This is a genomic window from Aquimarina algiphila (assembly GCF_947494415.1).
Classification (GTDB): Bacteria; Bacteroidota; Bacteroidia; order Flavobacteriales; family Flavobacteriaceae; genus Aquimarina; species Aquimarina algiphila.
Map to the genome: position 1 here is coordinate 433997 of NZ_CANLVC010000006.1, position 14215 is coordinate 448211.

Consider the following 14215-nt stretch of genomic DNA (forward strand, 5'->3'; position numbering starts at 1 on the left):
TTTATATTTTGAAAATAAATGTCAAAAACTCTCATAATTTAATTTGTTCATGGTTTTTCAACTTTTAGGTAACGCGTGTTTGTGTATGATTAGTTGCGTGATTAAGGAACTAATTTAGTAAACAAAAACGAACACAGGAAAATTCGGAAGGAATTTTCCAAATAAGCAACGAGCCAAAGCAATTAATTATACACGTTGTTAGCCTTTCGTTTTTAATTTTTATTCAATTCTTTTTCAACCAATCTTAATAAGTTACTAATATCATTTTCTAACCTTAAATAATAATATTTTTGAGATTCATTCAATGCAATATGATAAGATAAAAGGTTTTCAAATTTTTGAGATTTTAGAAGTAATTTATTACTATTTCTCCTAATAGATTTTCTTATCTGAAAATGATTTGAGGCACCCACATCGTCCAACATAATTTTAAAAACTCCATTATCTATTATAAAATCAATAATTTTTTCTCTTGCGTCATACACTCCTTTCTCTTGTTTTCTTATGTCGATCATTCGTCCCTCCCAGGAGGTTACTTCATTTTTTATACGATCACTATTTATCGAAATCAATCCTCCTGAATATAAAAGTTCTTTGAATGTTCCATCTTGATATTTTAGTTCAAAAACATTTGAAAACGAAACGGCAAGTATTTTTGACAATTCAATCTCATTAACTGTATCTTTTTCAGAATTTATCAAAGATATTAATTCTCGCTGTCCATTAATACTTCTTTTTAATCCTTCAACTTCAGTTTTAACTAGCTCAACATTGGTTAATAATTCATTCTTCATTGACATCAAATACTTTTTTTCTTTTATGTCAGATTTGCGTTGCTCATTAAGATTATTGACTTGAAGTGCAATTAAAATACCAATGACAACTAGGAGGATTTCTCCAAAAGCATAAACAATGTATTTCGTAAACTTGTTTTTAATGAACTGCTGTTGTCTAATTTTTCTAAAAAAATTTGTCATTGGATTTTATCTTCTTCTTTTTGAATTTATAGCATTTTTTAAAAAACTAATTTAATCGATTCTATTTATCAAATGAAGGCTAAAGGTTTCGGCTAAGATTAGTATGGGAATTAATAAGCGATTAAGCACTTAGCCAAAACTTTTAATTTTGTTTTAATTTTCATTTTTAAAGCCAAACCGAAAGATTTGGCGGACTTAAGAAAAATAGACTAAACTTTGGATTAACAACTAAAACCTGTATTAATTATAGCCATTGTTGATAGTAGTTTTTTATTTATGGACAGGTAGTAACAGGGTTTCCACATAATTTTTCTGACTGAACCCATCCACTCCCTTTTTTTGTTTTAACTTTAAGCCAATTACAATCGGTTTCAATAATTTTGAAGTAGTTTACTTCTTCTCCCTTAATTTCGACTAAATTTTCACCATCAGGATCGTGTAATATTTTAAAGTGTTCTAATGTTTCTCCTCTAACTTTCATTATTTTTTTTCCATTTGGTTTATCTAATAAATAAATGTCATGTGTTGTTGAAATTCCCACAACGGAAACATGAATCCAACCTTCAAAGTTTGAAATTATGCATTCCTCTGTCCCTGTAATTTTGTTTATTTTTAACCAACTATCTTTGGAATTAATTACATTTACGGAATATCCCCAACTATTATAATTTTTGTGATTGATTTTGAAAATTATAACTCCACCCGGTGTAGCTCTTACATTTGTGAATTCTCCTTTATCATGATCACTATCAAAAAATACTTCAAATGAGTTGCATTTTTCATTTTGAGCATAAGAAATATTGCATAAGAACATTAATAGTAATACTAAGCCATTAATTTTTCCCATAGTTCTAATAAGGTTTTAATTACTACAACCTTTAATATATGTATCGTAGCAGAACAAAATGTTACCAAGCCATTGACGACATTATCTGCGAATTGGTTGCTAACTTTTACTTTTTGCAAGCATTGCTCCTTACCAAAAATACAACAACCATTTGATTAATCACTTTGCTGCTATGATCACATGTATAGTGTTACCCACTTTTTACTTTTTAGTTGGGTTACTCATTAAACCAACAATATCAATTACTTCACATTCTCCTGTTCTAATTCCTTCGATAAAATAACCTTTAGTTCCGATTTTTATTCGTTCTTGATGGTAAGCTCGTAATTTGTCATTTATGATCCACATTCTTGCTATTCCCTCATTCAACACTATTCCAGATTCAATTAATTCGCCATTTTTGCTTTCAAACTCAGGCCAAATAATAAAATTACCGTCCATTGTGTGATTTTCACTTTCGTACCAAAAGTCAGATCTTATTCCTTGAAATGGTGGAGATTTTCTTCCTTCTTCGTCATCTGAATAGAAACAATACCGAACTTTAAAGTCCTCAGGATGGTTCAATCTTTCTTTATATGGAATATGTTTTTCACTCATATGCAACGGCACCACATAATACATCAGCAAAAATTCGCCAAGTTGGAGTTTTTGGATCCAGATTTGGTTTTACATTTTTGTAATATCCGTCAACACTCTCCGAATATCTTTGCATTGCTTCTAAGAATAATTCAAGATTATTGTTTTCCCATTTTTGTCCGTTATTTTTAAAATCCTCTAACAAAAGCTTTAAAAATTCCGAGAAATCTTTTTTGTTATTAACTTCTTTTGATGTGTAAGTCATTATTTAAAATTTTGGGTAACGGGCTCAGCTATGATTTCGTTGTGGAATCATCCGCAGGATTATTCTGTCGAAATCTCGTCGTTTGATTTATACTTTTTATTTCGTTTTGGCACAAAACCACAAAGAATTATAGACAATGTTAACTGTAGTTATTTATTATTTTTATTAATTCAGAAGGTTTTTCAATTTCAAAATCTGCCTTGTATTTCCATGAACTCGTTTCTGCTCCACTATATTTAGCGACTATAGCTATTACTCTACTTTGTCCGTTTAATTCTTTGTTAATATTTCTTGCAAATTCCACATCGCCCTCGTGGTCTCCGATGTAGAAAATAGTTTTATCATTAATGTTTCCAAATATTTGTTCAACACATTTCAGCCCACCGTATGGATTTGGTTTCTGAGCGTTACTCGGAATATCATCATAACCTATAATTGCCTGAAAATTATGAGCTAAAGAGTTATGCTCCAAAACCTGGTTTATATTTTTGGAAGAATTTTGTGAACATATTCCTTGAGGTAGTTCAATTTGATTTATTGTTTGATTGATTTCAGCGAATAATTCAACTGGCGTTGTATTTCTCAATTGATATTCCGTCCATAAAGTTCCCGCTTTTAGCATTTCAGATTCCGACATTCCATAGTAATTCAGATAAAGGTCTTGCCAGTTTTTGGATTGATGGTTAGCCACATGATATGATTCTTCATTTTTCAGGTATTGAGGTAAACTTTCACCAGTCAATCTTGGTGCAACTTCAGCCAGAATTTGTTTTGTAATATCAATATTCTTTGGTACAGAATTAACCAATGTTCCATCATAGTCCCAAAGTATTGCATTAATATTCATTAAGTTTTGTTTTAATTACATCTAACGGTTTCGACTATGAATGAGTAGTTACGTGGGTTAGCACTTAACTTCGCAAGTACATACCAAGTTGGAAATTCCGCAGAAATTTCCAAAGTAGGGGAGAACAAGCAATTATTTATAGCCATTGTTACCTGCTGACTTTTATTTGTTTATAATTGGTTCAATTTTGTCGTGTAAATTTTCTTTAATCCATTTATTCAATCCATCTTTCCCATCGCCTTCTGCTTGATGCCAAGGACTTTCCTCATTGATTAAAACTTTTTGATTTTTCAAATCGTATAACGAATGGTAGAGATTTCCACGTTCCATAATCAAATAGTCATTTTTAATGAAAATTCTAATATTTTCAGTGTTTTTCTCTCCTTCGTCATAGTTGAAAAGGATTGGTTCAATAGTATTGTCTTTTTCAACTTTTTCTCTGCTTAATCTTTCTTTTCCGTTCCATTTGTTTTTTGGTATTTTGATTATGTTCCATTGCATATCGTCAAATCCAGCCATTGTAAAGTAGAGAATATAGTAGTCGTTATTATATTCTACTTTTTGTTGGTATAGATAATCTTTGAAGAAAGACATATAAATATTTGCTTTTATGTCTGCATATTTCATAAACCCATCTTGATTCAGTCTATTTGAAATTGAGTCCTTGTATTTTGGTGCAATGGTCAAACTATCAATTAGTACATTTTGTTTAATCAGTTCGTCCATTTCTAATTCTGCTATTTGTTCAAAATAGTAATCAATTTTCCTATCCTTAATTTCACTCGTTTGGGATTGACAACTAACAGTCAAAAAAGTCAAAATCAGTATTAATGTCTGTTTAATGTTCATTGGTGTCTTTAGCTTGCAGATAACATTGCGTATAAATGGTCGTTTTAATGCCGTTTATACATTGTTGTGTGTTCGTTTTTCTATTTTTTCTTCTACAAATTTCCAGGCTAATTCGAAATCGTCAAAAATCCATTCTTCAGTAGTTGCTGATTCTTTACTATTAATTCCATGAATAAGTGTTCCTATGGCTTCTGAACATTTTTCTCCAATGACTAAAGCAATCGGAAATTCAGCATCTATGTATTGATTTGAACCAATATTAAAGACCAAATCCATCATATCTCCCCATTCATATTCAATTTTCGATAAGTCAAGAATTACTGCCATTGGTTCATAACAATTCAAACCATATTCACCTTTTGCATACATGTATTGTGCATCACTATTTCCTGCTGAGCCTATTCCATATTTGCCAGAAAATTTAATCGTCAGAATGTCGTAGTAGTCCGTAATTCTTGAATTACCCTTTAAATATTCAACATTAATTTTGCTTAGTTCTTCAGGGTTTATTTCTTCTAATTTTATTTCAGTTGCTGAAACTTTATTTTTCTTCCAAAATTTCATGATTATGCATTTTGGATTAGTTCTTTTAATTCGTCAGTCCCATATCTTTTTACCAAGTCAATTGAATCTTTTGTTAATAAGTTAATATCACCACCATTACTCAATATCCACTTCGTCATATCTATGTTTTTGGTATTTGTTGCCGTTATAATACTTGTATTTAAAATCATTCCGTTTTTTACATTGATATCCACTCCTTGTGAAATAGAATACATTAAACCTTTCAATTCATCATTATGAACCGCATAATAAACACCGTCAAAATCTTCCCTAGAAATGTTAGCTCCTAAAGAGATTAGATATTTAGCTGTTTTGATTTGGGAATACGCTAACGCATTGCTCAAAGCAATGTCTATTTCAGATTGAGTAAAGTTAGAATCCAATAGTTTCTTTAACGACTCTAATTTCCCATCTCCAGCTAATCTCTCGATATCATAATTTCTTGACTTCTCCATGTTCAATGACACCTAACGGTTTTGTGTATGGTTAGTTGCGTTAATTAACTAAGATAACAAAAGAGGACGAATCTGAGGAAAATTCAGAGAATTTTCTGATTGACAGTGAGAAACTCAAGCAATTAATTATACATGGTGTGGGCAAATCGTTTTATAGCCAGTTGTTCTTTATGCCAAGTCTAAATTCACTCTAATTAATCTATCGGGAATACTTCAAAATCAGTGAATTCCTTCCACTTATTAGTCCATTCGTCAAAGAGTTCAGGTTTATTAGTTTCCATGAGTTGAAAGCAAATACTTTGTTCTTTGTTGACCCAAGAATTTAAATAATAAAGCCCTTCAGGTAACATTCTACCTTTCTTGTTCCAAAGTTCGTTATTCTTCTCAAGACAATTTGGTTTGAATTTTTCAACAACCATGTATTTTTTCATAATCTATTTTCTAATGTAGGCAAATCGTTTTATTTTTTTAGTAATTTTTTCTCCATTTCATAATTTTCTATAATTTGACCAGTCTCAAAATGATTAGGCACTATGTCTAGTAACTTGTATCCCATTCGTTTATAAAATTCTATTGTCTCAAGATTTTCTTTATGTACAATTAATTTAATTTTTAAAATAATCAATTTTCTTGCGAAACTATCGATAAACTCAATCGCCTTTTTCCCAATTTTTTTACCTCTATACTCTTCTAAGAGGTATAACTTATCTAATAATAAAAAATCGGGCTCTTTATTTAGTCCAAGATAACCAACATTCAAGTTTTCATATTTAAGTAAAAAATAATTACTTCCGTTCTTAACCTGTTGCTCTATTGCTTTTGCCGTTTGATACTTTTCTATGAAATATTTAGTATGTTCTTTCGGAATAACAGGGTCATAAAATTTATGCAAAATTTGTCTAACTAAACTTTCAATGATTTCAAAATCAGAATATGTCGTTGCTGGTATAATCTCTATCATTCGTTCTTTAATTATGATAGTTCAAAAATCAAGGATTAGTGCATACTAAAATTGTACATATTTTACCTTTATGTGAAAATCCAATTTATTTTTTCATCAATTGAGTATAATTTTTTAAAAAAGTCTTTTGGTTTATAACCTGTAAGTTTATTAAAATCTTTAATCATATGTGCTTGGTCAAAGTAATTTGACAAATAACTTAACTGCGTTAAATTATTTTTTTCTTTGTTTTGCAGCGTTTTTCTAAAACGGGCAATTTTTCTAAACTCAGAAGGTGTTTTACATACATTTTTATTAAAATGAGAGATTAAAGTCTTATGGCTTAAATTACTGTCATTTGCGATTGAAGAGATTGATTTATTTGGGTTTTCGATTATGGCTTTGATGGGTTTTTCGAGCTTAAATGGTCCATCTTTTTTTAACTTGCTGGACCAGTAATTTTCAAGTTGTTCAATTATTTTATCAGATGATTCTATTTTTAGAATTGAATTCATAGTATTCACATAATCTAAAAATGGGAAAAACTGTGTTTTATCTGAGTCACAATAATAATTAAGCGACTTATTTAAAAAAGCATTCAAGCCTAAAGGTTTAAAATAAGTTGTAATTTCTTTAACGTCACCGTCATATTGAATCAAAAGAGGTTTTGTGAATTTAACGTCTAAATTTGAATCAAAATTCAGTATTGAGGACTCTGTTGTTTTTATAAACCTATTTGTTCTAATTACATTTGTATTAGAAGAAATTGATACTATAGAAAAAATACTTGGGAATGTAAAATACGTTGTTCTACCTTCTTCTTTCGAATGTGTTAAAATATAGAAACATTCAATGTATTTCTGAAGTTCAATATCTGAAGGTTTAATAACTTCTATATTCATTATTTTTTTTCAAATTCTGACTAACGGTTAAATTTAACATAAAAATTTAACTCGTTAGCTTAAGAAATTAATGGAGTTTTTATATAGAGAATGTTTGCCAACGTCTCTTGTATATAGTTAGTTACGTTGGTTAGAGCTAAGTTAGTAAAAGAAAACGAACCAAAGGAAAATCCGTAGGGTTTTCAGAGCACGCACAAACTAGCAATTCACTATACACGTTGTTAGCTGCTGACTCTATCTTGCAAATTATCATACCTTTTAATATAGAAGAAGGCTTCATTAGAATTGTCAGTAAAAAGGATACGATTGTCTTCCCGATTAATGAGATTTCCGCCATTTTCTAATATTAACTTTTTTGATGTTGCTAAGTTTTCAACACCAAAGGTGCACACCCAATATTCGTATTTCCCTTTGTATTGATTTTGTATTTCCAAGATGTCAGCTATATATTCGTCTTCATTGTTCAAGACTTCATATATTCCATTTAGTTTTTGCACAATATGCCAATTAAAAATTCCTTGATAAAAAGGGATGATTTTTGTTATATCAGAAACGTGTAATTCGTTCCAGATAAGTGTGTTTTTTGTGTTTTTCGTTCTGGTGTTTTTTAGTTTGTCACCTTCGTAAATAGTAAAGCCAGCACCTTGAGGGTCTCGAATCAAAGCCACTTTACCAAAACTATTCATTTCGTAACTCAATTCAATAATACCTCCAAGTTGTTTAGCTTTATCTATCGTAGCATTTAAATTAGCTACTTTAATGTACGTCATCCAAAAATGAGGCATACGCATTTGTTTGAACTTTTCAGGAGTTTCGTATAAGCCAGATACTAATGTATTTCCTAAAAAAGCTGTGAAATAGTTATCAGTCTTGTAGTATTTCCACCCAAAAGTTCGTTCATAAAATGGCATGGTTTTTTTAGGAGAATAGGTTGATATATCTACAAAAAATGGATTGTTTAACATTGTTATCTCTATTTATTTGTTGGCATCCAATCGGGTGGTTTTATAAAAACCAAAAGTTTGTTTTTAAACCCATCTACTTTTTTTAATTTTCTAACAAGACGTGTAATTCCATGAAAAAATACTTTTATAGGGTTGCTACTATTTAGAGGCTCCGAAATTCCATAACGAACTTTTTCTACTTCGGGCTCGAAAGTACCAAACATTCTATCCCAAATTATTAAAATACCAGCATAGTTTTTATCCCAATACTGTCGATTTGAGCCATGATGAACACGATGATGTGATGGCGTATTGAAAATATATTCTACTGGTTTTATGAGTTTACCTATTATTTCTGTATGCAATAATGTTTGAAAGACTTGAACGAACACTTCTGCCAGTAATACCAAAATAGGATCATAGCCTAACATAACAATGGGTAAAGAAAATAATATAGGCATAATTGCATCCAAAGGTCCAAATCTGTACGCTACAGACATATTAAAATGAGGTGAACTGTGGTGTACAGTATGAGTAGCCCACCCAATACCAATTCTATGCATCATTCTGTGTTCCCAATAATAGGCGAAATCGGCCAGTAACACACAAGTAATAATTGTTATCCAGTTTAATTCTAAATGAGATAAACTAAAGTTATTGTAAACCCAAAAATAGACTTTAGTTATTGTTAATAGACCTAGAATAATCTCTATTAAGAAAAATGCTCCAAACGTTATAATATTAGCCACGCTATCTAAAATTAAATCTTTATTTAGTCTTTTTAAATATGCGTATCTAACTAACTCTAATACAAAAAAAGGAGTAACGATGTACACTAAACTTAAGTCATTTAAAATGTAAAACCAATATTCTACATTTATCCAATCGAGTTTTTTTGATAAGAATTCAATCATAACTATTGTCTTTTCCAGGTTTCTACATCACTATAACCATAATAGTTATAACTCAACTTAAAATTGTTCTCATCTATCATATCAATTTGGCAATCAACTTGATATTGCTGTTGTTCATATTCAATTGTATAAACGCCTTTACCTTGGTAACCATCAAAGTTTTTAATGATTAAAGCTTTACTACCTTCAGCTTTTTCTGAATTATCATTTTTATCTTGATACTGATATACATATGCATTAAAATTTTCTCCTTCTTTTTTGATGTTATATAAAACAGCTCCAATAAAATCTTCACTATTATAATTTACTTTCCATTTTCCGACAATATAATCAGTTTTGGGATTGTTGTTTGCTTTTGAATTTTTGTCTTCTTTGAGATTATATTCCTCGATTATATTGACTGATTCATTATAAGTTATGTCATCTTTGTGAGAAGCGTAACTTACTAAATGAGCAATACCCGAGATAAAAATTATAGTTGCTAAACTTCTGAATAGTAATGTTGAGTTTTTCATGGGTTAAATATTTTTACAAAAATGAGAATGTTTGTAATCATATTTTTTGATCTATGTCAAAATCTTCAAATAGTTTAAAATTGAATAAAAGGCGAGTAATGACCAAATGACAATCATGAACCAATATAGTTTTGGAGAATTACCTCTAGAAACCTCTTCAACGAAATGAATACTTTTACTTTTAAGCATATTTAACAGTCCTGGCAAAATAAAATAGCCCAAAACTATTACCAATCAAGGTAAATGACTAAAGTTATAAAAATAAGAACTAAAATGTTTTCCAGTGTTTCATAAATGAAAATTATTAACATTTTATTTCCTGATTCTGCTAAGAGTTTCTTGTGAAATTCCGAGGAAAGATGCAATATGTCCAAGTTTTACTCTTAATTCGATATTAGGGAAATATGTAAGTAATAATTTATACTTTTCGCTAGCAGATAGAAAAGACCAACCTTTTGAAAACTCATCAATAAATGTGAGCATCTCTTCGGCAAGCAGTCGAGCAAAGTTTCCAAATGCTGGAAAATCAGCTATTAATTTCTGATAATCTTTATAGCTGATTTGAAATAAAGTACAATTCTCTAAACATTCAATTTCCTCGAAGCTTGGTTTTTGGGCATAAAAACTATGCCATGAAGTTATAAACTGGTTCTCATTATAGAACCAAGATGATATTTGCTTGTCGTCATGGTAATAATAATTATGTAAAACACCTTTTTTAATGAAATAGAGATAATTGACTTTGTTTCCCTGAACTAGAATTTTTTCTCCTTTTTTTGCATTTATTTCTTCAAAGTCTCTTGTAATTCGTCTCTGCAATTCAGGACTTAAAAAACATCTATGGCTTATTTCCTGAAGTAAACTTTGCATGTTAAATTGAATTTGGTTGAGAAGTTTGCAGCTAACGATTAATATAAAGGTCTGTGCGTGTTGAAAGCCATTAACTTTCGGAAGAGCACAAGGCGTTACATTTTTTAGTTTTTTATATTCGGTATTAAAATGATAAAATTTGTGGCGCCGACTTCACAAATACAAAACTCCCTTTGCCCAAAGCACTAAAAAGCATTGCGTTTATATAGTGTTAGCTATCTTTATTTAAAATATCCTCTCCTTTTAAGGATACCATTTTTTTTAAGCTCGAATAAATCCTTTACATAATTTCCATAAATAATCATTGCTTTATCTTTTTCGATTTTGTAGTATGGCTCAAAAAACCATCTCTTTGCTTTATCTTTTGGATATCCACTTAAATCTATACTTGGATCTCCTTCAAAATCAATTATTTCAGGTTTAATTTTTGAGTCATTTTTTATTTTTCTACCATAGTCATAAGTTGAGTAAGGCCCTGCCCATTTGTCTTTTTTTGTTTTGAATACAGGATTATATTGATATTTACAATGAAAATATTGGTCATTTACTTTTTTGACATAAAGTAAAACATTCTTAAATTTTGTAAATGGAGGTATTCCATAATGATCAAAAGCAGTAAAAACTATTGTATCCTTTTTGATTTTTCCATACACATTTGTTATTACTTTATATTTTAATATGTACTTCTGGTCTAAATAGAATCCATTTTGATTTGTATCAATACTTCTTTGTACGTTTATTTTTTCACCTACAAAAACTTTTAAATCTGCCTTGGAGTTCTCTAATTTATAACGTTGAATAGCATCATTTGGTAAAGTATTTTGTCCAAAAATGATAGCATTAACAATGAGCATTAATATCATTAATATTTTTTTCATTTACATTGTAGCTAACGTGTTCGTGTATGGTTAGTTGAGTGAATAAGCAACTAAGTTAGTAAATAGAAGACGAACCAGAGGAAAATCCGTAGGATTTTTTGAGTACGCATAGAACCAGCAATTGACTATATACGTTGTTGGCCTCTGACTATTGTTATTCTTTTGATTTAATATTAATTAATATTATTTTCTATGATATAAGGGCTAACGAAACTATTATATTTTTTAAGTTTTTTCCAATACAATATAAATATAAGAGCAACTATATCTAATAGTATAAATATAATACTCCCTTCTGGGCCAAAAACTCCACCTGTAAGTAAATTATTAGGCATATTTACACTAATTATAGATACCTTAGCAATATTACCACTAATTGCAAAACCAAAAATAACACCTTGAAAGAGGTTCCATGAAAAATGCATACCAATTGACATTCCTAATCGTCCAGTTATTAAGAAGGGTAAGCACATCATCATTGCATCAAGACCGAGATTTATTGTGGATATTACTGTAGCACCTTCATTTCCAACATGGGCAATTCCAAATAAAGGAGCAATAACAATGAGTATTATAACAGCTCTTTTGCCAGCATCTTTTTTAACTGTTCGTAATGCCTCATAAACAATATAAAATATGAAAGCTCTAAAAAATATTTCTTCAACAGTACTTCCAATAATTAAACCAAACATTTCAGAAAAAAAACCTTGCCAAAAAGAGTAATCAAAGGAATAACTTGAGGAATTAGTAGTAAAGAAGTCTACAATCTTTAGATTACCTGTAATATACATTATCAAGAAAAATATAGATAGTTGAGTAAGCGAAATTATGATTCCTATAATAAATTCCTTTATCCAGATTTTATTAATTTTCAAACCATATTTTTTAAAAGATGATTTGTCCAGAAATTTTATTTGTATATATAGGCTAAGAACAACGGATAATAAATATATAGAAGCAGAGATCGACCCTCTTAGAAGGCCTTGGTTTAGAACTTCTTGAAGCCCTAATTGTAATGGGATATTTATTAAAAACGTTATTGATAAAAAAAGAAACAAACGCCATATAGGACGAATTCTGTTTTTTGAATTGAAAATGATTTTACGCATACTTAAATTGATTTTAAATGATTGATGATAAATTTAAAAGCAAGATAAGTCCGCTAATTTTTTTAAAATAGAATGAAATTAGTCGTTTGTTAAAAAATCAAAATTTTCGAAAGATCTTAGGATTATACCCTACATATCTTTTGAATACCCTAATCATATGGCTATGATCTGAAAAACCACATGTAAAAGCTATTTCTGTAATAGGCATATCTGTGTGAAACAAAAAATGTAGTGCTTTTTGAACCTTAACTTTTCTCATATAATCCCCCAATGAGCCATTGTAATATTTCCTAAAATATTTAGAAATAGTTACTGGATGAACATTCAATATAAGAGCCAACTCATCCAAGGGGATAAATTCATTCCAGCGATCTTCAATTATTTCTCTAAGTCGCTTTATCCAAATCGGTTTTTTGGAAGATATATCTTTTGTTGTAAATAATGATTTTATCGAAAGTTGTATCGAGTCTGAAGTATAGGAGTCGTTGACATGTAATTCACTATAAATGTGTATCAAATCTAAATAGGCTTCAATATTTTTGGTTTCTGATAAATTTAAATCATTAAAGTTTAAGTGATTTTTAGAAAAAAAATCACTATTAAATTCCAAATTAAGATTTTTTGAAGGAAAAGCTGTAAATCTATTTCTATGAATTTCACCTTGATTATAAGCTATGATTTTACCCGAAGATACTTGTGTGTCTTGTTTTTTTCTAGACTCTAGATTTCCTCCTTGTAGAATTAATGATAAATGTATGTCTTCATGAGAATGCCATTCTTCTGAAACTGGCTTATTGTAATTAACAATGGAAATAGAACAAAATTCTAGATTGAATTTCTCATTTGTTGTTCCTAAAAATGTATTATGTTTTAATTTCAATTCAGTTTTTTTAGTTTGAGGTTAACGTCTCGTATAAGATTAGTTGCGTTGTTTAAGCACCTGATTTAGTAAATATAAACCGAGTAGAAGGTCCGCCATAGCTTTCGTAAGTATGCAAGAACTAGCAATTAATTTTATACTGTGTTGGTAAATGTTTATTTTAATTGAGTCAGAATAAAGTTATTTTCCAATGTCTTATTAAACTTTTTTAAGAAATCGTCATTAATAGTTTTTTCAGAGCAATCACAAACACGTTCACCATAACTTAACACATATTCATAATTTTTATCAGGAGAGTTTACAAAAAACTGTTTTAAATAAATGGCAACTCCAAAATCAAAGCCGTTTTTTTTAATATATCTAATATCTGCTGCTTCCTTAAATATTTTTTTATTTAAGACCAGGCAATTTTCTTTCATAAAGAAGTTTAGTCCGTTTAGTTTAACAGGTTCCATATAACTGTAATCTAGAAAATTGGAATTGTCGGTAACTTTCTCGGCATGCACGATGATAAGGTGTTTTTCTTTCATTAAAGCAGCTACAGAAACGTTAAACGGATGATTATTGAAAGTAGGTTTATGATTAAGGGGCGGTATTTTACTAAATCCAGAAGGTATTTGTAATGCATATTTAATAGCATGAGTAGATATAATTTCACTATCCCTAAATTGAAGATAATTAAAGTCTACTTTTTTTTCAGATTCTGTGTTCTGTGCGACACACGTTGAACAGAATATAAAAATCACAATTGTGAATAAAAGAAGATTGAGAGTAACTAAACTATTTTTCAGTAATTTCATTCTATTTGTTTTTTTACTTATGACGACATAAAATGAAGTAGGTTACAGCTCTTGTATAGTTTAATGTTTGCTAACGTTTAGTT

The 14215-nt window shown here is 29.6% G+C and carries 19 protein-coding genes; all 19 read right to left on the reverse strand.

Annotation, left to right across the window (positions count from 1 at the left end; all coding sequences use genetic code 11):
- Positions 1–212 precede the first annotated feature (212 nt).
- The 19 genes from PQF96_RS11275 to PQF96_RS11365 all read right to left on the reverse strand — a co-directional run bounded on the left by PQF96_RS11275 (position 213) and on the right by PQF96_RS11365 (position 14132).
- Positions 213–977, reverse strand: a complete 765-nt coding sequence (locus PQF96_RS11275) for a DUF6090 family protein (protein ID WP_271766183.1) — start codon at positions 975–977, stop codon at positions 213–215.
- 274 nt (positions 978–1251) lie between these two features.
- Complete coding sequence (locus PQF96_RS11280) at positions 1252–1824, reverse strand: SH3 domain-containing protein (protein ID WP_271766185.1); 573 nt, start codon at positions 1822–1824, stop codon at positions 1252–1254.
- Between the two features lie 201 nt (positions 1825–2025).
- Complete coding sequence (locus tag PQF96_RS11285; protein ID WP_271766187.1) at positions 2026–2421, reverse strand: hypothetical protein; 396 nt, start codon at positions 2419–2421, stop codon at positions 2026–2028.
- On the reverse strand, positions 2414–2665 hold the full coding sequence (locus PQF96_RS11290; RefSeq protein WP_271766189.1) for a DUF7660 family protein: 252 nt from the start codon (positions 2663–2665) through the stop codon (positions 2414–2416). Before PQF96_RS11290 ends, PQF96_RS11285 begins: the two co-directional genes overlap by 8 nt.
- A gap of 139 nt (positions 2666–2804) precedes the next feature.
- Entirely contained in the window at positions 2805–3512 is a 708-nt protein-coding gene (locus PQF96_RS11295; RefSeq protein WP_271766190.1) for an HAD family hydrolase, read from the reverse strand.
- A 162-nt stretch (positions 3513–3674) separates the two neighbouring features.
- The gene (locus tag PQF96_RS11300) at positions 3675–4361 is read right to left on the reverse strand and encodes a hypothetical protein (RefSeq protein ID WP_271766191.1); all 687 of its coding nucleotides are present in this window, start codon (positions 4359–4361) and stop codon (positions 3675–3677) included.
- Positions 4362–4415: 54 nt separating this feature from the next.
- Positions 4416–4925 (reverse strand): hypothetical protein, encoded by a 510-nt coding sequence (locus tag PQF96_RS11305; protein ID WP_271766193.1) that lies wholly within the window; start codon positions 4923–4925, stop codon positions 4416–4418.
- 2 nt (positions 4926–4927) lie between these two features.
- Positions 4928–5380: a hypothetical protein gene (locus PQF96_RS11310; RefSeq protein ID WP_271766194.1), complete on the reverse strand. Its 453-nt coding sequence runs from the start codon at positions 5378–5380 to the stop codon at positions 4928–4930.
- 194 nt (positions 5381–5574) lie between these two features.
- Positions 5575–5811, reverse strand: a complete 237-nt coding sequence (locus PQF96_RS11315) for a DUF3303 domain-containing protein (protein ID WP_271766195.1) — start codon at positions 5809–5811, stop codon at positions 5575–5577.
- A gap of 29 nt (positions 5812–5840) precedes the next feature.
- Positions 5841–6341, reverse strand: a complete 501-nt coding sequence (locus PQF96_RS11320; RefSeq protein WP_271766197.1) for a GNAT family N-acetyltransferase — start codon at positions 6339–6341, stop codon at positions 5841–5843.
- 68 nt (positions 6342–6409) lie between these two features.
- Complete coding sequence (locus PQF96_RS11325) at positions 6410–7222, reverse strand: helix-turn-helix domain-containing protein (protein ID WP_271766199.1); 813 nt, start codon at positions 7220–7222, stop codon at positions 6410–6412.
- 221 nt (positions 7223–7443) lie between these two features.
- Entirely contained in the window at positions 7444–8187 is a 744-nt protein-coding gene (locus tag PQF96_RS11330; RefSeq protein WP_271766201.1) for a VOC family protein, read from the reverse strand.
- An 8-nt stretch (positions 8188–8195) separates the two neighbouring features.
- Positions 8196–9080: a sterol desaturase family protein gene (locus tag PQF96_RS11335; protein ID WP_271766203.1), complete on the reverse strand. Its 885-nt coding sequence runs from the start codon at positions 9078–9080 to the stop codon at positions 8196–8198.
- A 2-nt stretch (positions 9081–9082) separates the two neighbouring features.
- The gene (locus PQF96_RS11340) at positions 9083–9595 is read right to left on the reverse strand and encodes a hypothetical protein (protein WP_271766205.1); all 513 of its coding nucleotides are present in this window, start codon (positions 9593–9595) and stop codon (positions 9083–9085) included.
- A 312-nt stretch (positions 9596–9907) separates the two neighbouring features.
- On the reverse strand, positions 9908–10465 hold the full coding sequence (locus PQF96_RS11345; RefSeq protein ID WP_271766207.1) for a Crp/Fnr family transcriptional regulator: 558 nt from the start codon (positions 10463–10465) through the stop codon (positions 9908–9910).
- A 221-nt stretch (positions 10466–10686) separates the two neighbouring features.
- Positions 10687–11343: a hypothetical protein gene (locus PQF96_RS11350; protein WP_271766209.1), complete on the reverse strand. Its 657-nt coding sequence runs from the start codon at positions 11341–11343 to the stop codon at positions 10687–10689.
- A 173-nt stretch (positions 11344–11516) separates the two neighbouring features.
- Positions 11517–12452, reverse strand: coding sequence for a CPBP family intramembrane glutamic endopeptidase (locus tag PQF96_RS11355; protein WP_271766210.1), 936 nt, complete (start codon positions 12450–12452; stop codon positions 11517–11519).
- A 97-nt stretch (positions 12453–12549) separates the two neighbouring features.
- Positions 12550–13332, reverse strand: a complete 783-nt coding sequence (locus PQF96_RS11360) for a helix-turn-helix transcriptional regulator (protein WP_271766212.1) — start codon at positions 13330–13332, stop codon at positions 12550–12552.
- Between the two features lie 155 nt (positions 13333–13487).
- Positions 13488–14132: a hypothetical protein gene (locus PQF96_RS11365; RefSeq protein ID WP_271766214.1), complete on the reverse strand. Its 645-nt coding sequence runs from the start codon at positions 14130–14132 to the stop codon at positions 13488–13490.
- Positions 14133–14215 lie beyond the last annotated feature (83 nt).